Origin of the sequence: Mesorhizobium sp. M0910 (assembly GCF_040319465.1) — a bacterium.
Classification (GTDB): domain Bacteria; phylum Pseudomonadota; class Alphaproteobacteria; order Rhizobiales; family Rhizobiaceae; genus Mesorhizobium.
The window spans coordinates 455,347-477,539 of the sequence record NZ_JAMYNZ010000003.1; the positions used below are offsets into that span (position 1 = coordinate 455,347).

Consider the following 22,193-nt stretch of genomic DNA (forward strand, 5'->3'; position numbering starts at 1 on the left):
ATGCAGTCCTTCACTTATGAACGTGCGACGAGTGCCGAGCAGGCGGCCGCCGCGGTTGCGGCCCGGCCGGACGCCAAGTTCATCAGCGGCGGCACCAACCTGCTCGACCTGATGAAGCTCGAGATCGAGCGCCCAGCGCATCTCGTCGACATCAGCCGGCTGCCTCTTGATCGGATCGAGGAGACGGCGGAAGGCGGGCTTCGGGTCGGCGCCCAGGTCCGCAATAGCGATCTCGCCGCCGACCCACGGGTAAGGTCGCGCTACCCGATGCTCACGCAAGCGCTGCTGGCGGGAGCGTCTGGACAGATACGCAACAAGGCCTCGACCAGCGGCAATCTCCTGCAGCGTACGCGCTGCCCCTACTTCTATGACCGCAACATGCCCTGCAACAAGCGCCAGCCGGGTTCGGGCTGCGCGGCGCTTCAGGGCTTCAACCGCATGCACGCCGTACTCGGCGCGAGCGAAGCCTGCATCGCGGTACATCCTTCTGACATGGCGGTCGCCATGTCCGGGCTCGACGCCTGGATCGAGACCGTCTCGCCCGGCGGTGAGACCCGCACGATCACGATCGGCGATTTCCATCGATTGCCCGAGGCGACGCCCCATGTGGAGACCGTGCTCGGCCACGGCGAAATGGTCGTTGCGGTTACCCTGCCGCCGCCACCACCCGGCCGGCAGCTTTACGGCAAGGTGCGCGACCGTGCCTCCTACGCCTTCGCGCTGGTGTCGGTGGCAGCAATCGTCGAGAAAAGCGGCGACCGTATCCGAAGCGCTCGGATCGCCATGGGCGGCGTGGCAGCGAAACCCTGGCGCGCGACGGAGGCGGAGCGCGCGCTGGCAGGCGCGGCGGCGTCCCACGGTGCCTTTACCGACGCGGCCGAAGCCGCGCTCGCCGGAGCCGTCGGGCATGGCGCCAATGATTTCAAGGTCCCGCTGGCGAAACGGACGATGCGGCACACGCTCGCTGCTGCCGCCGAGAGTGCATGAGGTGATGCGATGACAGAGACGAAGACCAGCGAGAACCATCCTTCCGAAACGCGCAATGCCTTAATCGGGCGGCCGATCGACCGCATTGACGGTCCGCTCAAAGTGATGGGCGGCGCCACATACGCTTACGAGAATGTGCTGGATGGTACAGTCTATGGCTACATTCTCGGCGTCTCCATCGCCAGGGGCCGCATCGCCGAGATCGACACGACCGATGCCGAAGGGGCGCCGGCGGTGTTGCTCGCCATGACGCACCGGAATGCGCCGGCCCAGCCGGATTTCGGCCCAGCGGTCACGCCGACGGTGCCAGAGGTCTTCACCCGTGCCCGGCCCGCGCTCAACAGCGAGCGGGTGCGGTATTACGACGAGCCCGTCCGCTGATCGTTGCGGAGACGTTCGAGGCGGCACGCGCTGCTGCGGGCCTCATCAAGGTGCGCTACGACGAGGAGCCGGGCGTCTACGATCTACCGGGCCATAAGGCCGACGCCTATGCGCCAAAGCGGACAAATGCCGGCTTCGAGACCGACAGCGTGATCGGCGACTTCGAGAGCACCTTTGCTGTGGCTCCGGTCAAGATCGATGCCACGTACCGGACGCCTTTCGAACATCACAATCCGATGGAGCCTCATGCGACGCTTGCTGCCTGGTCAGGCAACGAGCTGACGATCCATACATCGGCGCAGACCCTTGCGAACTTCCGGGCCGGGGTCGCCAGCACGCTTCGCATCCCGCCCGAGCGAGTGCGCGTCGTCAGCCCCTTCATCGGCGGAGGCTTCGGGTCCAAGCTGATTGTCCATGCCGATACGATCCTGGCCGCGCTTGCAGCGCAGGTCCTGCGGCGCCCCGTGAAAATCGCGCTGACGCGACAACAGATGTTCGCCAATGCCGGTCATCGTGCAGAGATGATCCAACAGGTGCGTCTCGGCGCGGGCACCGACGGGCGGCTCACCGGGATCGCGCACGATGTCTGGTCGGCAACGTCCAGCTTCGAGGAGTACTGCGAACAAACGGCAGTTTTTGCGCGCTCGCTCTATGCGGCGCCGAACCGTCTCACCCGCCATCGCCTGGTTCCGCTGGACATCAACCGCGGCGAATGGATGCGCTCGCCCGGCGAAGCGCCCGGCATGCTGGCCTTCGAATGTGCAATGGATGAACTCGCCGAGCGGGTCGGCCTGGATCCGATCGAACTCAGGGTCCGAAACGAGCCGGCACAGGATCCCGAGCGCGGCGTGCCGTTCTCCACCCGCAATCTCGTCGCCTGCATGGAGGAAGGCGCCCGCCGTTTCGGTTGGGAGCGGAGAAACCCGACACCTGGCCGCACCCGAGAGGGCCGCAAGCTCATCGGCTACGGCATGGCGGCGGCGATCCGTCCGAACTACATCGGCGCGGCGACGGCGCGGGTTGCGATCGACCGGGACGGTCGGGTGACGGCGCGGCTCGACATGACCGATATTGGGACCGGCACCTATACGATCCTGACCCAGATCGTGGCGGAGAGCCTCGGCCTGCCGATCTCGTCATCAAAGTGGAGCTTGGCGACAGCCGCTTCCCGCGTACCGCCGGCTCCGGCGGGTCCTGGGGCGCAGCAAGCGCGGGTTCGGCGCTGCACAACGCCTGCAACGCTCTGACGGAACGCATCCTGGAGGCGGCGCAGTCGAACGAAGCCTCGCCGTTGCGCGGCGCGAACGCCACCGAGGCAAGCTTTGCCGACGGCGAGGTCAGGGTCGGCCAGCGATCGGCGAGCCTAGCCGATCTTATCCGAGGGATCTCTCCCGACGGGCTCGAAGCCGAAGGCTCCGTAGCCGCGGGCGCCACTACCCAGTCATACAAGACCTATTCGCAGCATTCCTATGGCGCGCATTTCGCAGAGGTCGCTGTCGATTGCGATACCGGTGAAATCCGCATGCGCCGGATGCTGACTTGTGATCGGCGCGGGCCGTATCCTCAACGCCAAGACCGCGCGCTCGCAAATCATCGGCGGCATGACCTGGGGATCGGTGCAGCGCTGATGGAGCAGACGGTGCTCGATCCGCGCTACGGCCACTTCGTCAATCACGATCTTGCCGAGTATCATGTGCCGGTCAATGGCGATGTCCCCGATATGGAGGTCGCCTTCCTCGAGGAAGATGACGACAAGGCCAACCCGCTTGGCGCAAAGGGTCTCGGCGAGCTCGGCGTGTGCGGTGCCGGGGCAGCTGTCGCCAACGCCATTTACAACGCGACCGGCGTGCGAGTGCGTGAATTTCCCATCACCTTGGACAAGGTGCTGCCTGCCTTGCCTGTGATCGCCATTTGACGCTGCAAGTTGTCAGCGCCTCCTCGCCCTCAAGGGTGACCGCGACGCCGGTGGTTGACAGCGTCATCCAGCCCTTTCATACAAACGCCGTCAATGTTCTCAGGGCGGGGTGAAAGTCCCCACCGGCGGTGAAGGGTTTCGGCCCAAGCCCGCGAGCGCCTTCCAGATGATCGGAAGGGTCAGCAGATCCGGTGTGATTCCGGAGCCGACGGTCAAAGTCCGGATGGAAGAGAACGAATGGAAGACGGTCCGCTCTCGCGGTTCGGATTCCCTATCGTGCGTCCTGATTCTGGTTCGAAACGGAAGGATGGACCCATGAATCAGCATTCCCGGAAAAACTATGAAATGATCCGCGTTGCCGTCATTCGGGCGCGCTGGCACGCCGACATCGTCGACCAATGCGTTGAAGCGTTCGAGGCGGAACTGGCGGCTCTCGGGGAGAAACGCTTTGCCGTCGATGTCTTCGACGTGCCGGGTGCCTATGAGATTCCCCTGCATGCAAAGACCTTGGCCCAGACCGGTCGCTATGCGGCGATCCTCGGCGCGGCGTTTGTCGTCAATGGCGGCATCTACCGCCATGAATTCGTGGCGGGCGCTGTCATCGACGGCATGATGAACGTGCAATTGTCGACTGGCGTGCCCGTGCTTTCGGCGGTGCTGACGCCGCACAACTACCATGACAGCGCGGACCATCACCGCTTCTTCTTCGAGCATTTCAAGGTCAAGGGCAAAGAGGCGGCCAGTGCCTGCGTGCAACTGCTGGCGGCACGCGAACGCATCGCGGCATGAAATCTCCGTCGCGGGTGGAAATCCCGGTAAGGCGCTGTAGTATCTCACGAAAACCAGGGAGGATGCCGGTGCAGACCAAGAAGATCATCAATGACGGTAACCGCTCCGTCGACGAGATGCTGGAGGGCATCCTGGCTGCGCATCCGCGCCATCTCAGCAGTGCGGAGGGAAGTCCGCGCTCCATCATCGCCCGCGACGGCCCACGCCCCGACAAGGTCGGTCTCGTCATCGGTGGCGGCTCGGGCCACGAGCCGACCTTCCTCGGCTTCGTCGGCAAGGGGCTGGCCGACGCCGCCGCAATCGGCAATGTCTTCGCCTCGCCGCCGCCGGACCCGATCCTCGAATGCGCCAAGGCGGCCAGCGGCGGCGCCGGCGTGCTGTTCATGTACGGCAACTATGCTGGCGACGTGATGAACTTCGACATGGCCGCAGAGATGGCGGCGATGGACGACATCGAAGTGCGCACCGTGCTGACCACCGACGACGTCGCCTCGGCGCCACGCGACCAGAGGCAGAAGCGGCGCGGCGTCGCCGGCAATTTCTTCATCTTCAAGGCCGCTGGTGCAGCCTGCGACCGGATGCTGTCATTCGATGAATGCGAACGCATTGCCAGGAAGGCCAACGATCACACCTTTACCATGGGCGTGGCACTGTCGCCCTGCTCGCTGCCGCAGACCCGCCGGCCCAATTTCGAGATCGGGCCGGACGAGATGGAGATCGGCATGGGCATTCATGGCGAACCGGGCATCGCGCGCGGAAAATTGAAAACCGCCGACGAGATCACCGACGAGATGCTGGACAAGATCTTCGACGAGATGGCGCCGGCGCGCGGCGATAAGGTCGCCGTGCTCGTCAATTCGCTCGGCTCAACGCCGCTGATGGAGCTCTACATCATGAACCGGCGGATCAAGCAGAGGCTCGATGACATCGGCGTTTCCGTCCACGCGACCTGGGTCGGCAATTATTGCACCTCGCTCGAAATGGCCGGCGCCTCGGTGACGCTGATGCATCTCGACGGCGAATTGCAGGAGATGCTCGACCATCCCTGCGACTGCGCCATGTTCCGCGCCGGCTGAGAGAGCATCATGACATCCACCGATACGGCCAAATTGAAAAGAATGTTCGATGCGATCGCCGCGGCGATCGACGCCGACAAGGACAGGCTCTGCCGGCTCGACGGCGTCATCGGCGACGCCGACCATGGCATCGCCATGGCACTAGGCTTCGGCGCTGTGCGCGACACGCTGGACCAGATCGATGCGTCGACCGAGCCGACGGCATTGCTCAACACCGCGGCAAAGTCGTTTCTCAACGCAGTCGGCGCCTCGTCGGGCCCGCTCTATGCGACCGCCTTCATGCGCGGTGCCGCCGCCGTCAAAGGCAAGGCAATTCTGGAGGACGCTGACGTCATCGCCATGTTCCGGGCGATGGCACAAGGCATCCAGGATCGCGGCAAGGCCGAGCTCGGCGAAAAGACCATGATCGACGCCTGGCTGCCGGCAGCGCAGGCAGCGGGTGTCGCACAGGAAGCCGGCAAGAGCCTGTCCGAGAGCCTGGATGCGGCACTTGCCGCGGCCGAAAGCGGCGCCGAGGCGACCAAGGACATGATCGCCACGAAGGGCCGCTCTTCGCGTCTCGGCGAGCGCTCGATCGGCCATCTCGATCCTGGCGCCGCATCGGCCGTGACGATCATCAGGGCAATGCGGAACAGTCTGGCTTAACCCCGCTTCGCCGCGTCGAGCCTGTCGATGGCCTGGACATTGCCGGCCGATGGTCCCTTCTCATCGAATTCCGATGCGAGCCAGGCGTCGACGATCGACTTGGCCAGTTCCGGGCCGATGACGCGCGCGCCCATGGTGATGATCTGGGCGTTGTTGGATTTTGCCGCGCGCTCTGCCGAATAGGTGTCGTGGGTGAGTGCGGCGCGAATGCCGGGGACCTTGTTGGCGGAAATGGATACGCCGATGCCGGTGCCGCAAAACAGGATGCCGCGATCGTTCTCGCCGTCCAGGATGGTCTGGGCGAGCTTCTGCGACAGGTCGGCATAGTAGCCCGCCTGGCTGAGGTCGCTGACCGTGAGGCCGGGCTTGGTGGCGAGGTGAGCAGCAATGACGTCGAGCAGCGGCTTGCCGGCGCTGTCGGCTCCAATGGCTATTTTCATGTTCGGTTTCCTTCCTGTTCGATGCTTCAGATCGCCGCCGAGGCGCGTTTGAGGATGTCGATATAGCCTTCCGCCTGCCAGGCGGAACGGCCGATAAACAAGCCGTCTATATTGGGCTGGCCGACCAGTTCGGCGGCATTTTGCGGATTGACGCTGCCGCCATAAAGCACCGGCGGCACCACCGGCAGCAGGTCGCGGGCGATTTTCTTGATCAGCGCCTGCTGCCTGTCGGCATAATCAGAACTGGCCGGCACGCCCTTGTCGCCGATCGCCCAGACCGGCTCATAGGCAAACAGGATCGTCGCCGCCTTCGCCGCCCCTTCGAGAAACTGCAGTGCGCCGTGCACCTGCAGGGCCAGTACCGCAGCGGCCTGCCCGCTGTTGCGTTGAGCCAAGGTCTCGCCGACGCAGATGAGTGGCACGAGACCGTGCTTCACCGCCGCTGCAGTCTTCAGCCCGACAGCCTTGTCGGTCTCGCCGAAATGCTCGCGCCGTTCGCTGTGGCCCAACTCTACCATATCAAGTTCGCAGTCTTTCAGCATTACCGGCGAGATCTCGCCGGTCCAGGCACCGGCGTCGGCCCAATGCATGTTCTGCGCGCCGACCTTGATGCGTGTCGGCGACAGCGCTTTCTTGACCTCGCGGACCGCCGTGAAGGGCGGGATGACGAAAGGCTGAATGCGCTCGTCGAAACCGGGGACGAACTCCGCCAGCGCCTCGGCGAAAGCCATCGCCTCGGCGAGCGTCTTGTTCATTTTCCAGCTGGTGCCGACCCAATAAACCATACGTGCCCTCCTACTCTGCGATCACCGTCAGCGAAACGCCAGCGCCATCCAGCGCGGCGCGCATCTGCGGCTGCGGCTCGCGGCCGGTGAAGACCATGTCGAAGGCCTTGAGATCGGCCAGGAAGTGCAAGGCAGTGCGGCCAAACTTGCCGTGATCGGCCAGCAGATATTTGCGCGCTGCTGCGGCCATCATCAGCCGTTTGGTCTGGACCACTTCCTGATCTTGGTGAAAGGCAGAGGCACCATGGATGGCCGATGAAGACAGGAAGGCGACATCTGCGCGCAAAGATTTCAGCGTGTCTTCGGCGAGCAGGCCGAAGAAGCCGTGGAACTTCTTGCTGTATTGGCCGCCAAGCGCAATCAGGTTGATGCCGGCAACGCCCGCCAAATCCTGGATGACAGCCAGGTTGTTCGAGATCACCGTCAGCGGACGCAGATCGGCAAGGTGCCGAGCAACGCCGCCCGCGGTCGAGCCGTCGTCGATAATCACCGTCTGGCCCGGTTCGATCATCCTCACGGCGGCGACGGCGATGCGCTTTTTCTCGTCGCCAGCCAATCTCTGGCGGTAACGGAAATCGCTCTCGAAAAGGCTGCTCGGCTGGATCGAGGCGCCGCCGCGCACCTTGCGCAGAAAGCCGCTTTCCTCGAGCTCGTCGAGGTCGCGGTGGACGGTCATCTTCGACACGCCGAAGCGTGAGGCAAGATCGTCGACACTGGCCGTACCGATGTCCATCAGAAAATCCATGATGCCTTGCCGACGGCCGTCGCTCTTCATTTCCGCGGCTTCCTCGTGCACCCCGGTTCCGAGACATAACAGCAAACGTCGCACAAGCCATCAAATTTTTTGTGATAATGTTATGTCTCTATGGGATATCATGACGCTTCTGGTCGCGTGCTGTAACAAGAATTGCTGCCGGCCGAGCGCCCAGCGGTTGCGGTGCCGCGGAAATCCGGCCAGAAGCATCAGGGGCTCGACGACAACCGAACAGCCCGCAAACACTGGCTCGAAACCGGATACGGGAGACTACTGAGTGGCTCGCATCACACTGAGACAATTGCTCGATCATGCCGCCGAATACGGCTATGGCGTGCCTGCCTTCAACATGAACAATATGGAACAGGGCCTCGCCGTCATGGAGGCAGCCGAGGAGACCAAATCGCCGGTTATCCTGCAGGCGAGCCGCGGCGCGCGAGCCTACGCCAACGATGTGGTGCTGGCCAAGCTGATCGACGCGCTGGTCGAAATCCATCCCGATATCCCGGTCTGCATGCATCTCGACCATGGCAACAACGAAGCCACTTGCGTCACCGCGATCCAGCACGGCTTCACGTCGGTGATGATGGACGGATCGCTGAAGGAAGACGGCAAGACACCGGCCGACTACACCTATAATTCCGGCATCACCCGCCGCGTCGTCGACATGGCGCATTGGGGCGGCGTCTCGGTGGAAGGCGAGATCGGCGTTCTCGGATCGCTGGAGATGGGCGGCGGCGAGCAGGAGGACGGCCATGGCGTCGAGGGCGTCATCAGTCACGACCAGCTGCTGACCGATCCCGTGCAGGCCGAACAATTCGTGCGCGACACCCGTGTCGATGCGCTGGCCGTCGCCATGGGCACCAGCCACGGCGCCTACAAGTTCAGCCGCAAGCCGGACGGCGCTGTGCTGGCCATGAACGTCATCGAGGAAATTCACCGCCGCCTGCCGAACATGCATCTCGTCATGCACGGCTCGTCCTCGGTGCCGGAAGAGCTGCAGGAGATCATCAACAAATACGGCGGCCAGATGAAGCCGACATGGGGGGTGCCGGTCGAGGAGATCCAGCGCGGCATCAAGCACGGCGTGCGCAAGATCAACATCGATACCGACAACCGCATGGCGCTGACCGGCGCCATTCGCAAGGTGCTGACCGAGAACCCGGGCGAATTCGACCCGCGCAAATATCTGACGCCGGCGATGGCCGCCATGCGAAAGCTCTGCAAGGAGCGTTTCGAGCAATTCGGCACCGCTGGCAACGCACTGAAGATCAAGCCGCTGCCGCTATCGGAAATGGCCAGGCGCTATAAATCCGGCAGCCTCGACCCTAAATTCGGCTGATGTGTTCTGGATGAGCAGGGGCCGCATCGGCTCCTGCTCATCCATCATGCTCGCGGCAAAAGATCGGCCCTGCCAGTCTCGATGAAGGGCGCCCAATAGTCGACCGACTCGCGGATCATGGCGATGACCCGGTGGTCGACGGGCTCGCGCTCGCGGAACGACAATTCGAGGCAGATCTCGTTGTCGACGCCGCCGCCACGGCGAACCGTCTCCAGCAGCTTTTCCGGCGTGATGCGGCCGTCCTTGTTGTGGGCGGCAATGAACGGCCAATGGCCACCCTTGTTCATCGACGACTGCTTGACGTGGATGATCGGCGATTGCTTTGGAAAGGCTTCGGCCCAGGCATAAGGGTCGATGTCGTCCGGATTGCTCGACGTCACGTCGCCATGGTCGATGTCGACCATCATCTTGAGCGGGATCGCCATGCCGGCGGCATCGATCTCGCGCTGCAGCGTCCGGCAGCTCTCGATCGTATGGCCGAACTCGCGGCCGACCGACATCGGCTCCCAGAACAGGTAGATCAAGCCGGCGGCCCGGGCATGCTCGGCAACCTCACGCCAGCACGCCAGCGCGATGTCGAAAAGCCGCGCGCGACGTTCAGGATCGTCGTAATCCCGATGGGTGAAGATCGCGAACTGCGTACCCATGCCGCCGGCGCCGAGCTCGGCCGAAACTTCGGCAAAGGTCTTGAACCAGTCGACGTAGTAGCGTCGCACGTCGGCATCGGGATGGCCGAAATGATTGAGCCGGCCGTAAGGGCCGGTCATCGCCGAGGTCACGCGCACCCCGGTGCGGTTGAGAGCGGAGCGGAACAGGCGGGTGAATTTAGCGATCGTTGCCGCCGGCCAGCCGGGATTGATGAACTCATGCGTGAGCTGCACGTCGCGGATGCCGATGTCGTAGGCGATCGTATCGATCAGGTCGTTCGGTTCGGCAAAACGGTTGACCAGCGGATTGGTGTTGAGGGACAGCGTAAAGGCCATCAGCCGGCCTTCGCCAGCCGATTCGAACACCAGTCCTCGAACGCTTCTCTTTCCGCGCTGGACAGATGCAGGCCGTGCTTGGTGCGTCGTTCGAGAATATCGGCCGCGGTCTCGGCCCATTCGTGCTCGAGCAGGTAGTTAGCTTCGCGCTCGAAAAAATCCTTGCCGAAGCGCCGGCCCAGTTCGGTGAGCGAACCGGCCGCGCCGACCAGATCACGCGTCCTTGTGCCATAGAGCCGGCCATAATGCTTGACCAGGGAGGCGGGCATCCAGGGATATTCGTGGCCGAGGTCACCGAGGAACTGCTCGAAATCGGCATTGGCGATATCGCCGCCCGGCAGATGCCCTTTCGAGGTCCACGGCTTGCCCATCTTCGGAAAGAACGGGGCGATGCGGTCCAGCGCGTGCTCGGCCAATTTGCGGAAGGTGGTGATCTTGCCGCCGAAGACGGAAAGCAGCGGCGCCTGCCCTGCCGAAGCGTCGAGTTCGAAAATATAATCGCGGGTCACCGCACTCGGATTGTCGGCATTGTCGTCATAGAGCGGCCTGACGCCGGAAAACGAATGAACGACGTCGCTGCGCGCAAGCTGGCGCTTGAAGTAGCGGTTGACCACCTTGATCAGATAATCGATCTCGCCGGCATCCGCGGTCACGTCTTCCGGCCGCCCGTCATAGGGGATGTCGGTGGTGCCGATCAGCGCCAGATCGTTCTGGTAGGGATTGATGAAGATCACGCGCTTGTCGCTGTTTTGGACGAGATAGGCCTGTCGCCCTTCCCAGAATTTTGGCACGACAATATGGCTGCCCTTGACCAGGCGCACGTTCCGCTTGGAGTTCTGGCCGGCCACGCGGTTGACGATGTCGTTGACCCAGGGACCGCCGGCGTTGATCAGCGCGCGTGCCCGGACGGTGGTCCTGACGCCGGTTCGACCGTCGCGCATCTCCACCGACCACAGGCCGCTTTCGCGACGGGCGGCAATGCAGGCGGTGCGGGTGAATATCCTGGCCCCGCGCTCGGCGGCGTCGAGCGCGTTGATGACGACCAGGCGGGCGTCGTCGACCCAGCAGTCGGAATATTCGAAGCCGCGCTTGAAGGCGTCCTTGATCGGCGCGCCTTCGGGTGCGGTGCGCAGGTCGAGCGTGCGGGTGGCCGGCAGCCGCTTGCGGCCGCCAAGATGATCGTAGAGGAACAGGCCGAGCCGGACCAGCCAGGCCGGCCGGTCATCGGGGCTGTGCGGCAGCACGAAGCGCATAGGCCAGATGATGTGCGGCGCGGATTCGAGCAGCACCTCGCGCTCGATCAGCGCCTCCCGCACCAGGCGGAACTCGTAATATTCGAGATAGCGCAAACCGCCATGAACGAGCTTTCCCGATCGCGAACTGGTGCCCTCGGCGAGATCGTCTTTTTCGCAAAGAATGACCGACAGGCCCCGGCCCGCCGCATCGCGCGCGATTCCGGCGCCATTGACGCCGCCGCCGACGACGAAGAGGTCGACGATTTCGGTTTCACCGTTCATCTCGCTCGATGCCCTGTCGTCAGCATGGATTGACCGGAGGCAGACCGGCGATGAAGCGGCGCACTTCCTCGGCCGCCTGCTCGGCCGCATAAGTCACCGTGCGCACCGACGCGCCGGCGATATGCGGCGTCAGTGTCACGTTCGGCAGCTGCAGCAAGGGCCAGTCGGCAGGCACCGGCTCGACGGCGAACGTCTCCAACATGGCACTGCCGATCTGTCCCGAGACGAGCGCCTCGTAGAGTGCATCGTAGTCGACCAGCGGTCCGCGCGCGGTATTGACGAAGATTACGCCTGGCTTCATCCGGGCAATAGCGTCCTTGCCGATGAGACCGCGCGTCTCTTCGGTGACCCGGGAATGCAGCGTGACCACATCGGAGCGCGACAGCAGATCGTCCAGCGCTACCAGCTCGACGCCGGCATTGCGGTCCTCGACGCTCAACTGCACATAGGGATCGCAGACCAGGATGCGACAGCCGAAAGCACGCAGCAGCCGAACCAGCCTGGTGCCGATATTGCCATAGCCGATGACGCCAACGGTCATTTCGTTGAGCTCGCGGCCGGTGCGGTCGGCGCGGTAGAGATCGCCGCGCCACTCGCCCTTGCGCAAGGCTTCGTGACCGACGCGGATCAGCCGCGTTTCGGCGAGAATGGCGCCAATGGTGAACTCGGCCACCGCGCTGGCGTTGCGGCCGGGCACATTGACCACCGTGATGCCATGGGCCTTGGCGGCAGCCATGTCGATGTTGATCGGCCCGCCGCGCGACACCGCAACCAGCTTGAGTGTGGGCAGGCGCTGCATCATGGCTTCGGAGAGCGGCGCAAGCTGGGTAACAAAAATTTCGGCATCGCCGACAAAATCGACCACCTCGTCCGGATCGCCGAAATACTCCTTGACCTTGTCGAGGCCGAGCGCCGCATTGCCGAATTGCATCGGCTCGTCGGGCCAAGCGGTTTCAACGGTGCGGATGTCGAGATTGTCGCCGCAGGCCGCCTCGATTTTCTCGCGAAACACGTTCGGAAGCATGAAGCGGTCGCCGATGATCGCAATTTTCTTGGGCATGCTCTTCTCAATTCACGTCGGTTTGCCTGGACGCGGCCAGCGAACGCCAGACCGGCCGCAGCGCCTCGTGCGCCAATGTGTAGGACGGAGCCATCGCCTCATAGGCAGCGGCAAGCTTTCGGTCGCTGGGCTCGGCCGAACGGAGCAACGGTGTGACCCATTCACTGACGCAATCGTCCATCGATGCGTACTGGCCGACGCAGACCGCAGCAATCATTGCGGCGCCCGCCGCACCGGCCTCCTCGCGCTCGCTGGTGCGAATGTCGGCGCCGATCGCAGCACCCAGGATATTGCGCAGCGCCGGGCTCCTGGCCGCTCCGCCGGTCAGGCGGATTTCCTTGGGCAGCGGCCCCATGGCGGCGTAGCAATCGCGTGCCGCGAAAGCCAGCCCCTCGAACACCGCACGAACCATGTCGGCATAGCCGTGCCTGGACGAAATGCCGATGAAGCCGGCCCGGGCATTGGCATCGACGAACGGCCCGCGCTCGCCGGCCTCCGAGACATAAGGCTGGTAGAGCAACGAGCCTGGCTCGGACGACGATATCCACTGGTCGACCAGCGCGATCATCTCGCCATTGGTCCGTGTGATACCTTGCGAGGCGAGAATGCCGGAGGCGAGGCCAAGGACCCAGTCAATATTGAGCGTTGCCGCCATGTTCGACTGCATCTGCGCAAAGACGCCCGGCGCCGGCATCGTCATCGTGTAGCCGGTTGCAGCCTCGTTGAGCAGAACCTCCTCCGGCGTTTCGGCAAGCCGCATATGCATTCCGGTGGAGCCAATGATCGAGCATCCCGGCTTGCGCTCGCGATCGAACAGGCCGGCGCCAAGCGCCGTGCAGGCGACATCGACATAGGCCAGAACGACCGGTGTGCCGGCGAGCAGACCGGTCGCTTTGGCGGCTGCCGCCGACAGCGAGGTGCTTTGCCTGGTGCCATCGACGATGGGCGGCAGCAGATGCCGGAGATCGGTGACGCCGAGTACCTCGAGTACATCATCTGAATAGCCGCGCGTGCGGAAATCCCCGAAGGTAAAGGTGCCCTCGGACGGGTCGGTGGCGCGGTGGCCGGTCAACTTGAAATAGAGCCAGTCCTTGCAGTGGAAGGCCGTCGCTGCATTGGCAAGCATCGCGGGTATGTGGCGCTTCATGAAGACGAACTGCGATCCTTGCTGGCAGGCAGCGAGCCCGCTGCCGGTCTTTTCGAAGCGCAGCCGGTCCTCGGGCCGCGCGCGTATCTCCTCGACGACCGCGGCAGCGCGCGCGTCGAGCCACAGCCAGCCCTTGGCCACCGGCTCACCATCCTTGTCGATCAGCCAGGTGCCGTCGCCCTGCCCGGTCACGGCGATGGCAATGGTCCGGCTGGCGAGATCCGGCACCTTGTTGGCAAGCTCGCGCAAGGTCGTCGCGGTGTCGGCCCAGGTGCGTGTCAGGTCCTGCTCGGCGCCGCCGCCCGGCAGTGTCTCGTACTTGTTGGGCAGCGCGGCAGCCGCGATCTGCCTGCCCGCCGTGTCGAAGGCGACGGATTTGATGACAGACGTGCCGGCGTCGACGCCGATCAGCACATCCCGCATCAGGCAAGCTCCGTGCCATGCGATATGGCGTCACCGCTCGCCTGATCGAAGACGTGCAGGTTTTTTGGATCGATGCTGACCTTGATCGGCGCCCCGAGCTCCAGGCGGGTCCGGTCATGCTCGACCAGAACCAGCGAACCGCCGGCGAAATCGGCGGCGATATGGGTCTGATCGCCGAGCCATTGATTGGCCGAAACCGTGGCCGGCACGCCGTCCTTGGAGCGGCGGACAGCATAAGGCCTGACGCCGATGACGACGCGCTGCCGGTTGAGCAATTCGTCGCGAACCGGGCCGCTGAAGGCATCCTTGTCGTAGTCGAGCGAAAGCCCGTCGGGCAGCTTGAGATTGATCTTGCCGTCAGTCGTGCCGACATAGGCTTCGAAGACATTCATTGGCGGCTCGCCAACGAAGGTGCCGGTGAACAGGTTTGCCGGCCGCTCCTTGATCCTGTCAGGCGTATCGAACTGCTGCAGCACGCCGCCTTCCATGACCGCGATACGGTCGGCCAGCGCATTGGCCTCCGTCTGGTCGTGGGTGACCAGGATCGCGGTCAGGCCGCGCTCCTTGATGAAGTGCTTGATGCGGCCGCGCAGCACAGCGCGAAGCTGCGGCTCGAGTTGGCCCATCGGCTCGTCCAGCAGGTGCAGGTTGGCTTCGCGGATCAGCGCCCGGCCGAGGCTGGCGCGCTGCTGCTGGCCGCCGGAGATCGAGCTTGGATAGCGCTCGAGAATGTCCTCGATCTCAAGCAGCTTGGCGATATGAGCAACCTTTGCATCGACCGCGCTCTTAGCCAGCCTGGCAGCCTTGAGGGCGAAGGCCATGTTCTCGCGCACGGTCAGCGGCGGGTAGAGCGAATAGCCCTCGAAGGCCATCGCGACGTTGCGCTTGACCGGCGGCAACGTGTGCACCTTGCGGCCGGCAACCGAGATTGTGCCGCGCGAGACCTCTTCGAAGCCTGCGATCATGCGCAATGTCGAGGTCTTGCCGCAGCCGGATGAGCCGAGCAGTGCCACGATCTCGCCCTTGGCGATTTCCATCGTCAGGTTCTTGACGGCGTGCACGCCGCGGTCGACCGGACCGTAGAACTTGTCGACGCCCGAAATGGTGATTGCGCTCGGGCTCATGCCGCTTCTCCACTGCGCAAATTGACGACATTTTTCGAGCCGATGCGCTCGCCGCTTGCACGATCGAACAGCAGGGCGCTTTTGCTGTCGACAGCGATATGCGCCCTGCCCTCGGATTGACCCGGTATCCCGGACGGACGCGAAACCAGGATTTCACGGCCGCGCACGGTGCGCACCAGGGTGACGATCTTCTCGTTGAGCGGCGTCTCGGCCTCGACCGTTACCGGGATGGCGCCGGACGTGCCTTCGTCAACAAAGGCCAGCGCCTCCGGCCGCAAGCCGATCACGCAGTCACGGCCGACCGCCGCCTCATGCGCGCCGGCCAGATGGACCTGGACATTGGACAGGCCGACATAGACGCCCTTGGCATCCCGGGACGGCTTGACGTCGAGCAGGTTGATGGTCGGGTCGCCGAACAGCCGGGCGATCTCGACGTTGGCCGGCTCGCGGTAGATCTGTTCGGGCGTGCCGAGCTGTTTCACGACGCCTTGCGACATCACTGCGATGCGATCGCCAAGCGCCATCGCTTCCTTGTAGTCCTGGGTGACGTAGACAACGGTTGCGCCACGATCGGCGAGCAGTCTTGGCAGTTCGAGCCGCATTTCGAAGCGCAATTTGGCATCGACGTTGCGCAAGGGATCATCGAGCAGCAGAAGCGGCGGCGAGCCGACCAGGGCGCGGGCAAGCGCGGTGCGCTGCTTCTGGCCGTTGGACAGCGCCCGCGGCTTGTGGCTGAGCACATGGCCGATCTTCAACAGCTTGCCGACGCTCTCGACGCCGGCCTTGATCGCGCCCTGCGACGAATGCTTCGCCTGCAGCGGCGTGGCGATGTTGTCGAACGCCGTCATATGCGGGAACAGCGCGAAGTTCTGGAACGCCATGCCGACGCCGCGGAACTCGGCGTCGACGTCGGTCATGTCCTCGCCGCCGATGAGGATCTTTCCCTCGTCGGGGTCGATGACGCCGGCGACCAGCCGCAATAGAACCGTCTTGCCGGCGCCGGACGGCCCGAACAGGACCAGCGTTTCGCCGTCGGCGACGGTCAGCGACAGATTGTCGAGAACGGTCTGGCTTTTGTAGCGCTTGACGATGTTTCGCAGTTCGAGGCTTGCCATCGGACTATCCTTTCACCGCGCCAAGCGACAGGCCTTCGACGAGATAGCGCTGCGCATAAAGCGCGAGCGCCAGCGTCGGCGTGATCGACAGCACGATCGCGGCTGAGATCTGGCCGTACTGGATGCCGGAGGAGGTGATGAACGCCAGCGCGCCGACCGTCACCGGCTGCTTGTCGGCCGAAGCGAGCACCAGCGCAAAGACGAAATTGTTCCAGGCGAAGATGAAGGCGAGCAGGCCGGCAGCGGCAATGCCCGGCCCGGCGAGCGGCAGCGCGATCTTGCGGAAGGTGGCAAACCAGGAATGGCCGGCGATGCGGTAGGCGTATTCGATGTCGGCCGGAATATCCTCGAAATAGCCGCGCACGATCCACAGGATCAGCGGCAGGCAGATCAGCTGGTAGACCCAGATCAGCCCGATATAGGTGTTGGCCAGCCCGAGCTTCTGGAAATAAAGGGTGAGCGGCAAAAGCACCAGCAGCGCCGGCGCGAACCGGAACGACAGCAGCGTGAAGGCGATGTCCTCCGAGCCGCGGAATTTGTGCCGGGCAAAGGCATAGGCTGCGGGAACGCCGAGCAGCAGCGCGACGGCAACCGAGGTGACCGACAGGAAGACGGAATTCCAGAGATTGCGCATGAAGGCGATGTCGAGCGTGCCGGCTGCCGTCATCAGCTTGCCTGTGATCAAGGCGGTGTAGTTGGCGAGCGTCGGCTCGAAGACAAGCTGCGGCGGGATCCGCAGGATTGTCTCGTTGGTCTGGAACGACATCATCAGGATCCAGACGATCGGGAACATGAAGAAGATCACGACCAGTGCCAGGGCTATGCCACGCAGGATGCGTTCGAGAAGGGAGGTGTGTTCCATGCCAGCCTCCTATGCATGGCCGCGGGCGCGTTCGCGCAGCCGCAGCCAGTTCTTGATGAAAATGTTCGAGAGGAAATAGGTAATCGCCCACAGGATGATCATCAGTGCTGCCGAGCGGCCGACATTGGTCGACTGGAAGAAGTTGAGATAGGCCTCCACCTGGAAGACGGTCAGCGTATCGCCCGGCCCGCCTTGGGTCATGGCGTAGATGATGTCGAACTGCTGGATTGAATCGAGCAGGCGGAACAGCGTCGCTGTCAGGATGTAGGGGGTCAGCATCGGCAGGGTGATGCGGAAGAAGACGAAGCTGCGCGGCACGCCGTCGAGTGCTGCCGCCTCGAAGGGCTGCGTCGGCAGGCTGCGCAGTCCGGCAAGCAGCAGGATCATGATGAAAGGCGTGTAGACCCAGATGTCGACAAGGACGACGGTGAGCAATGCCGTCGACGGAGACGAGGCCCAGCGGAAATCCTGCAGCCCGATCAGGCTAGCGAGATAGCTGAGCACACCGAAGCCGGGATTGGTCATCAGCTTCCACATCAGCGCGGCGAGCGCCGGCGCCGTCATCAGCGGCATCAACAGCATTATCGAGATGAAGTTGTTTAGCGTCGAGCGCTTCTGCAGCAGCATGGCGATGCCGAGACCGAGAAGCAGCTCGAGCACGACGGTGATGCCGGCGTAGAGCAGCGAAATCTCCAGCGTGTTCCAGAACTTCGGGTCGGTGAAGAAGGAGATATAGTTGTCGCCCCAGTTGAACTGCCGCGCCCAGGGTTGGCTCAACCGGTAGCGCTGGAACGAATAGACCACCGAGGTCAGGAACGGGATCAGGATTCCGATGCAGACCAGCAGGGCCGGCAGGCTGAGGAGGTAAGGCAGCACACGCTTGCTGATCCTGAAGCCCGACGGCGTGTTTCTTTGTATTGTCGCCGCAGTCATCTGCTGCTCCGTCATCCTGTTGCTTCGCCGTCCCGGCCGCCCAAGGGAGCAAGGCGGCCGGGCGGGCGAGCAGGCGGCACCTTTCGGGACCGCGTCGCAAACGTATCACATCTCAAAGGCTGGCCCGCGACGGGCCAGCCTTTGCCGCCCCTTAGCCGAGCCCGGCTTCCTTGAGCTGGCCGTTGATGCTCTCGGCCAGCTTGTCGAGGCCCTCGTCGACCGGCACTTCCTTGGCCACCATCTTCTGCAGCGTCGCCGCCCATTCGGTGGTGAGATCGAAGAACAGCGGCTGCGGAGTGAACTTGATGCTGGCGCCCGGCGCCGAGACGTCGAACATCTCGACATAACCGGGATAGCTCTTGTTCAACTTGTCCCGGAACATCTGGTCGTTCCAGACCGACTGGCGGACCGGATTGACGAAGTCCATCTTGGTCGCACCGAACAGTGCATGCTCGGGTCCGGATGCCCATTGCATGAAGTACCAGGTGGCGTCCTTGTCTTTGGAGAAGTTGGACATCGACAGCGACCAGATCCAGATATTGGGCGTCGGTGCCTTGGCGGCGGGATTGGCCTTGAACGCCGCGAAGGCGAGCTTGCCGGCCATCTTGTTATCGCCGCCATTCATGAAGTAGCCGAGAATGTCGGCATCGTAGATCATCGCCGAGGCGCCTGCACCGAGATCGGTGCCGACCTGGTACCAGGTGTAGGTCGACCAGTCCTTCGGGCCGCTCTCCTGAATCATCTGGACCCACTGTTTGTGGAAAGCCTTGGATTCGGCGGTGCTCATCGCGGCCGACAGCTTGCCGTCAGCCGAGACGTTCAGGTCCTTCTGGTCGAAATTGGCGTAGGCCGACAGGAAGCCCGGGTGGATCGTCGCCCAGGAGCGCGAGCCGCGCACGCCGATGCCGTAGACGCCACCGCCGACGTCCTTGGTGAGCTTCGCCGCCGTAGCGACCATCTCATCCATATTGCCGGGAACGCTGACGCCGACCTTGTCGAACATGCCCTTGTTGTAGGTGATGTTGTTCTGTTCGAAACCCCACGGAATGCACCACTGCTTGGCGTCGTCGGAACCGAGCACTCCGCCAGGCTGGCCGTTCCAGGCGCAGGACTTCCTGACGCCGGGCAGGAAGTCGTCCCAGGCATATTTCGGGTTGGTCTTGGCCGGATCCTTGATCCATTCGTTGAGGTCGGTGATCCAGCCGGCCGGGCCGTAGGTCCAGGTCATGTAGGCGCCCGTCATGAAAGCATCGTATTCGGGCGAGCTGGCCGACAGCGCGGCGGTAACCTTGTCGAAATAGACGTCTTCGGGGAACACGTCATAGACGACATTCATGCCGGTCAACTGCTTGAAATTGTCGAGGTTGGCGATCATCGCATCGGCGTAAGGATGCTTGTTGAGCAACAGCTTGATGGTCTTGCCCTTATGCGCCTGCCAGTCGAAATCAGCCGCCAGGGCGCGGGTCTGCCCGAAATTGAGCAGTGTGCCGGCGGTGCTGGCGGCAAGGCCCATTGTACCGAGGCCCTTGATCAGCCCACGGCGGTCGACTTGTCCACGCAGGAACGCGTCGATGAGGTCTTTCTCTTTCTCACGCATTTCTCTTCTCCTCCACAGGGTAGTTTCAACGAAATGGTTGCCGGCTACCCGACCGGCGTCTGTTCCACGAGCGATCGCGCCGTCCGCTCGTCGGTTATCAAGCCTTTGAGATAGCGGCCCTCCAGCACTGACTTGATGGCGCGAACCTTCACCTTGCCGCCGGCAACGGCGACAATCCTGCGGTTGCTGATGTCTTCGCGCGCCAGCGCCAGCGCCCGGTCGGAAAGCGTCGTCGCAACGGCCTTTCCGGCGTTGTCGAAGAAATGCCCGAGCAGTTCGCCGACGCCGCCATTGCGGCGGATCTCCTCCATCTCGCCCTTCTCGATCATACCGGTGGCGACAAGCGAGGCCTCACGTTCGGCGGTGCCGATGCCGGCGATAAGCAAGTCGGCGGACTTGGCGAGGTCGAAGACATCGCTGACGCCCTTCTGCCCGAGCAACACGGTTCGATCCTCGACCGTGTTGGCGAACATCGGTACGGGCATCACATAGGCCTCCGCACCGGTCCGTTCCGCGACGCGGTGGATGACGTCATGCGGATTGGCCGAGAACTTGCGCGTCAGGCCGCCAAGCAGCGAGACGAAACGGATCCGGCCGGCCGATATGCGCGGCAGATACTCCACGCAGGCGGCAAGCGTGCGGCCGTGGCCGACGCCGATCAGCGCCTCTTCGCCGCGTTCGATCTCGCGCTTGAGAAACTGCGCGCCTGCGATGCCGAGCGCCTTGAGCGGCAGGTCTTCGGCATCGAAGTCCGGAACTACCTCGCAATAGTCGAGGCCGTAGCGGCCGGACAACTCGTCCTCAAGCTCCACGCATTCGGAGACTTCGCCGTCGATATAGACTTTGACCAGGCCTTCCTGATTGGCCTTGGTGATCAGGCGATGCGCCTTGAGGCTGGTCAGGCCGAGCCGCTTGGCGACCTCCGACTGGGTCAGGCCGCCGGCATAGTGAAGCCAGGCGGCACGGGCTGCCATACCTGTCTCATCGTCGCGCAGCAGGCCGTTGCCAAAACCAACCATTTCCGCCCTTTGATATTTTTATCAGTTGCTGCAAAATTTTTCACAAGGCGTCGCCCGAGTCAAGCAACCGCTGCGTTTAAATCGCCGACTAGGAGCTTGCGGGCCGGGGTCGATAGGGCCGCGCTACCCAACGGGCAAGAAATCACATCGACCGCGCACCATTTAAAACGTTTGCAATTTCGTTTGAAGTGATTACAAACGTTTCAAACTTCGTTCGGGAGGAACGATGCCGGCCCGCGTTACCACCCTCAAGGAACTTGCTGCGCAGCTCGGCCTGTCAATCACCACCGTTTCGCGGGCCCTTGCCGGCCACGAGCAGATCGCCTTGAAAACGCGCCAACGTGTCACCGAGGCCGCGCGCCTGGCCGGCTATGTGCCGAATACCGCAGCCCGCACGCTGGTCTCCGGCCGCAGCGGCTTTGTCGGCATGGTGCTGCCGATCCGCGGCCCCAATCTGGTCGATTCCTTCCTCGGCGAATTCGTCATAGGGCTCGGCGAAGGGCTGGTTTCGCACGGCTCCGACCTGATCCTGGCCGCAGCGGCGCAGGGCCAGTCGGAACTTTCCGTGCTTCGCCATGTCGTCGAATCGGGCCGCGCCGACGGGGTCATCGTCACCCGTATCGCCGAGGTCGACGAGCGGCTTGCCTATTTGCGCCAACGCAATTTCCCGTTCGTCGCGCATGGCAGGCTGCTCGACGGCGACTTTGCCTACCATTGGCTCGATACCGATGGCGCGCATGCTTTCGGCGAAGCCTTCGACATGCTCTACAACCTCGGACACCGGCATTTCGGCCTGGTGACGATTTCCGAGCCGATGACGTTTCGCCATCTTAGGCAGGATGGGCTCGCCGCCGCGATCGCCCGCCGGGGCGATCCGTCGGTCAGGCTCGATGTGGCGACGGCGCCGCGTTTCGATCGCGGTGCCCGCATCCAGGCGATCAACCGGCTGCTGCACGCTGCCGAGCGGCCGACGGCCATTGTCGCGCTGTTCGACGAGCTGGCGCTGACGGTCATGGAAGAGGCAGGGCGCGCCGGACTTGCCATTCCTCACGACCTGTCGGTGATCGGCTTCGACAACATAGCCGCCTCCGCCTATGCGCCGCCGGGGCTGACCACTTTCGACGCCTCGATCCGCCAGTGCGCGCGCGAGATCGGCGAGATGCTGCTGACCGTCATCGGCGACAGGCCGACCAAGCCGCTGACGCGGCTGGTGCGGCCGATACTTGTCTCGCGGGCAAGCCATGGCCCGACACCTACAGGACGGAACTGACGCCTTAGCGGCGCACAACCAGGGAGGAA

19 protein-coding genes, 1 pseudogene and 1 riboswitch are annotated in these 22,193 nt (G+C 63.5%); of the genes and pseudogenes, 7 read left to right on the plus strand and 13 right to left on the minus strand.

What is annotated here, in order from left to right; all coding sequences use genetic code 11:
* From NKH78_RS09840 to dhaL, 5 genes and pseudogenes are all read left to right on the plus strand, one after another.
* Complete coding sequence (locus NKH78_RS09840) at window positions 1–987, plus strand: FAD binding domain-containing protein (protein WP_352738518.1); 987 nt, start codon at window positions 1–3, stop codon at window positions 985–987.
* A 9-nt stretch (window positions 988–996) separates the two neighbouring features.
* Window positions 997–3,283 (plus strand): annotated as a pseudogene (locus NKH78_RS09845) (xanthine dehydrogenase family protein molybdopterin-binding subunit).
* A gap of 91 nt (window positions 3,284–3,374) precedes the next feature.
* A riboswitch (FMN riboswitch) is annotated at window positions 3,375–3,522 on the plus strand.
* Window positions 3,523–3,598: 76 nt separating this feature from the next.
* Window positions 3,599–4,072, plus strand: coding sequence for a 6,7-dimethyl-8-ribityllumazine synthase (locus NKH78_RS09850; protein ID WP_352882780.1), 474 nt, complete (start codon window positions 3,599–3,601; stop codon window positions 4,070–4,072).
* Between the two features lie 68 nt (window positions 4,073–4,140).
* The gene (locus NKH78_RS09855) at window positions 4,141–5,148 is read left to right on the plus strand and encodes a dihydroxyacetone kinase subunit DhaK (RefSeq protein WP_352701781.1); all 1,008 of its coding nucleotides are present in this window, start codon (window positions 4,141–4,143) and stop codon (window positions 5,146–5,148) included.
* Between the two features lie 9 nt (window positions 5,149–5,157).
* Window positions 5,158–5,793, plus strand: coding sequence for a dihydroxyacetone kinase subunit DhaL (dhaL, locus tag NKH78_RS09860; RefSeq protein WP_352738516.1), 636 nt, complete (start codon window positions 5,158–5,160; stop codon window positions 5,791–5,793).
* Here dhaL and derI read toward each other — a convergent pair.
* The 3 genes from derI to NKH78_RS09875 are packed head-to-tail and all read right to left on the minus strand — an operon-like array spanning window position 5,790 to window position 7,793.
* Window positions 5,790–6,233 (minus strand): D-erythrulose-4-phosphate isomerase, encoded by a 444-nt coding sequence (gene derI, locus NKH78_RS09865; RefSeq protein ID WP_254818715.1) that lies wholly within the window; start codon window positions 6,231–6,233, stop codon window positions 5,790–5,792. The two genes, dhaL and derI, sit on opposite strands and share 4 nt — an antisense overlap.
* 26 nt (window positions 6,234–6,259) lie before the next feature.
* Window positions 6,260–7,018 carry a triose-phosphate isomerase gene (locus tag NKH78_RS09870; protein ID WP_352777153.1) on the minus strand — a complete coding sequence of 253 codons (759 nt, stop codon included), beginning with the start codon at window positions 7,016–7,018 and terminating at the stop codon, window positions 6,260–6,262.
* 10 nt (window positions 7,019–7,028) lie between these two features.
* A complete protein-coding gene (locus tag NKH78_RS09875) occupies window positions 7,029–7,793 on the minus strand; it encodes a DeoR/GlpR family DNA-binding transcription regulator (RefSeq protein ID WP_352738511.1) in 765 nt (254 codons plus the stop codon).
* A 256-nt stretch (window positions 7,794–8,049) separates the two neighbouring features.
* On the opposite strand from NKH78_RS09875, the gene fba reads away from it, so the two are divergent.
* Entirely contained in the window at window positions 8,050–9,114 is a 1,065-nt protein-coding gene (gene fba / locus NKH78_RS09880) for a class II fructose-bisphosphate aldolase (protein ID WP_352738509.1), read from the plus strand.
* A gap of 44 nt (window positions 9,115–9,158) precedes the next feature.
* On the opposite strand, the gene NKH78_RS09885 is transcribed toward fba, so the two are convergent.
* The 10 genes from NKH78_RS09885 to NKH78_RS09930 all read right to left on the minus strand — a co-directional run bounded on the left by NKH78_RS09885 (window position 9,159) and on the right by NKH78_RS09930 (window position 20,894).
* Complete coding sequence (locus tag NKH78_RS09885) at window positions 9,159–10,097, minus strand: sugar phosphate isomerase/epimerase family protein (protein ID WP_352882860.1); 939 nt, start codon at window positions 10,095–10,097, stop codon at window positions 9,159–9,161.
* The gene (locus NKH78_RS09890; protein WP_352738507.1) at window positions 10,097–11,614 is read right to left on the minus strand and encodes a glycerol-3-phosphate dehydrogenase; all 1,518 of its coding nucleotides are present in this window, start codon (window positions 11,612–11,614) and stop codon (window positions 10,097–10,099) included. Before NKH78_RS09890 ends, NKH78_RS09885 begins: the two co-directional genes overlap by 1 nt.
* Before the next feature lie 19 nt (window positions 11,615–11,633).
* A complete protein-coding gene (locus NKH78_RS09895) occupies window positions 11,634–12,674 on the minus strand; it encodes a 2-hydroxyacid dehydrogenase (RefSeq protein ID WP_352738505.1) in 1,041 nt (346 codons plus the stop codon).
* A gap of 7 nt (window positions 12,675–12,681) precedes the next feature.
* Window positions 12,682–14,244, minus strand: a complete 1,563-nt coding sequence (locus NKH78_RS09900; RefSeq protein WP_352738502.1) for an FGGY-family carbohydrate kinase — start codon at window positions 14,242–14,244, stop codon at window positions 12,682–12,684.
* Window positions 14,244–15,368 (minus strand): ABC transporter ATP-binding protein, encoded by a 1,125-nt coding sequence (locus NKH78_RS09905; protein ID WP_352476540.1) that lies wholly within the window; start codon window positions 15,366–15,368, stop codon window positions 14,244–14,246. Before NKH78_RS09905 ends, NKH78_RS09900 begins: the two co-directional genes overlap by 1 nt.
* Complete coding sequence (locus NKH78_RS09910; protein WP_352476539.1) at window positions 15,365–16,483, minus strand: ABC transporter ATP-binding protein; 1,119 nt, start codon at window positions 16,481–16,483, stop codon at window positions 15,365–15,367. The genes NKH78_RS09905 and NKH78_RS09910 overlap by 4 nt, the downstream gene beginning before the upstream one ends.
* Before the next feature lie 4 nt (window positions 16,484–16,487).
* Complete coding sequence (locus tag NKH78_RS09915; RefSeq protein WP_023676025.1) at window positions 16,488–17,345, minus strand: carbohydrate ABC transporter permease; 858 nt, start codon at window positions 17,343–17,345, stop codon at window positions 16,488–16,490.
* 9 nt (window positions 17,346–17,354) lie between these two features.
* The gene (locus NKH78_RS09920; RefSeq protein WP_352505337.1) at window positions 17,355–18,278 is read right to left on the minus strand and encodes a carbohydrate ABC transporter permease; all 924 of its coding nucleotides are present in this window, start codon (window positions 18,276–18,278) and stop codon (window positions 17,355–17,357) included.
* Window positions 18,279–18,429: 151 nt separating this feature from the next.
* Complete coding sequence (locus tag NKH78_RS09925) at window positions 18,430–19,875, minus strand: ABC transporter substrate-binding protein (protein WP_352505338.1); 1,446 nt, start codon at window positions 19,873–19,875, stop codon at window positions 18,430–18,432.
* Window positions 19,876–19,919: 44 nt separating this feature from the next.
* Window positions 19,920–20,894: a sugar-binding transcriptional regulator gene (locus NKH78_RS09930; RefSeq protein WP_352701800.1), complete on the minus strand. Its 975-nt coding sequence runs from the start codon at window positions 20,892–20,894 to the stop codon at window positions 19,920–19,922.
* Between the two features lie 226 nt (window positions 20,895–21,120).
* On the opposite strand from NKH78_RS09930, the gene NKH78_RS09935 reads away from it, so the two are divergent.
* Window positions 21,121–22,164 (plus strand): substrate-binding domain-containing protein, encoded by a 1,044-nt coding sequence (locus NKH78_RS09935; RefSeq protein ID WP_352882786.1) that lies wholly within the window; start codon window positions 21,121–21,123, stop codon window positions 22,162–22,164.
* Window positions 22,165–22,193: the final 29 nt, after the last annotated feature.

What these genes read in the sequence shown, in the direction of transcription:
- NKH78_RS09890 (WP_352738507.1), bottom strand. Translation starts at nt 11,614, where the DNA reads ATGAACGGTGAAACCGAAATCGTCGACCTCTTCGTCGTCGGCGGCGGC.
- NKH78_RS09925 (WP_352505338.1), bottom strand. Translation starts at nt 19,875, where the DNA reads ATGCGTGAGAAAGAGAAAGACCTCATCGACGCGTTCCTGCGTGGACAA.
- derI (WP_254818715.1), bottom strand. Translation starts at nt 6,233, where the DNA reads ATGAAAATAGCCATTGGAGCCGACAGCGCCGGCAAGCCGCTGCTCGAC.
- dhaL (WP_352738516.1), top strand. Translation starts at nt 5,158, where the DNA reads ATGACATCCACCGATACGGCCAAATTGAAAAGAATGTTCGATGCGATC.
- NKH78_RS09920 (WP_352505337.1), bottom strand. Translation starts at nt 18,278, where the DNA reads ATGACTGCGGCGACAATACAAAGAAACACGCCGTCGGGCTTCAGGATC.
- NKH78_RS09905 (WP_352476540.1), bottom strand. Translation starts at nt 15,368, where the DNA reads ATGAGCCCGAGCGCAATCACCATTTCGGGCGTCGACAAGTTCTACGGT.
- NKH78_RS09840 (WP_352738518.1), top strand. Translation starts at nt 1, where the DNA reads ATGCAGTCCTTCACTTATGAACGTGCGACGAGTGCCGAGCAGGCGGCC.
- NKH78_RS09885 (WP_352882860.1), bottom strand. Translation starts at nt 10,097, where the DNA reads ATGGCCTTTACGCTGTCCCTCAACACCAATCCGCTGGTCAACCGTTTT.
- NKH78_RS09870 (WP_352777153.1), bottom strand. Translation starts at nt 7,018, where the DNA reads ATGGTTTATTGGGTCGGCACCAGCTGGAAAATGAACAAGACGCTCGCC.
- NKH78_RS09850 (WP_352882780.1), top strand. Translation starts at nt 3,599, where the DNA reads ATGAATCAGCATTCCCGGAAAAACTATGAAATGATCCGCGTTGCCGTC.
- NKH78_RS09875 (WP_352738511.1), bottom strand. Translation starts at nt 7,793, where the DNA reads ATGAAGAGCGACGGCCGTCGGCAAGGCATCATGGATTTTCTGATGGAC.
- NKH78_RS09935 (WP_352882786.1), top strand. Translation starts at nt 21,121, where the DNA reads ATGCCGGCCCGCGTTACCACCCTCAAGGAACTTGCTGCGCAGCTCGGC.
- NKH78_RS09915 (WP_023676025.1), bottom strand. Translation starts at nt 17,345, where the DNA reads ATGGAACACACCTCCCTTCTCGAACGCATCCTGCGTGGCATAGCCCTG.
- NKH78_RS09910 (WP_352476539.1), bottom strand. Translation starts at nt 16,483, where the DNA reads ATGGCAAGCCTCGAACTGCGAAACATCGTCAAGCGCTACAAAAGCCAG.
- NKH78_RS09930 (WP_352701800.1), bottom strand. Translation starts at nt 20,894, where the DNA reads ATGGTTGGTTTTGGCAACGGCCTGCTGCGCGACGATGAGACAGGTATG.
- NKH78_RS09895 (WP_352738505.1), bottom strand. Translation starts at nt 12,674, where the DNA reads ATGCCCAAGAAAATTGCGATCATCGGCGACCGCTTCATGCTTCCGAAC.
- NKH78_RS09900 (WP_352738502.1), bottom strand. Translation starts at nt 14,244, where the DNA reads ATGCGGGATGTGCTGATCGGCGTCGACGCCGGCACGTCTGTCATCAAA.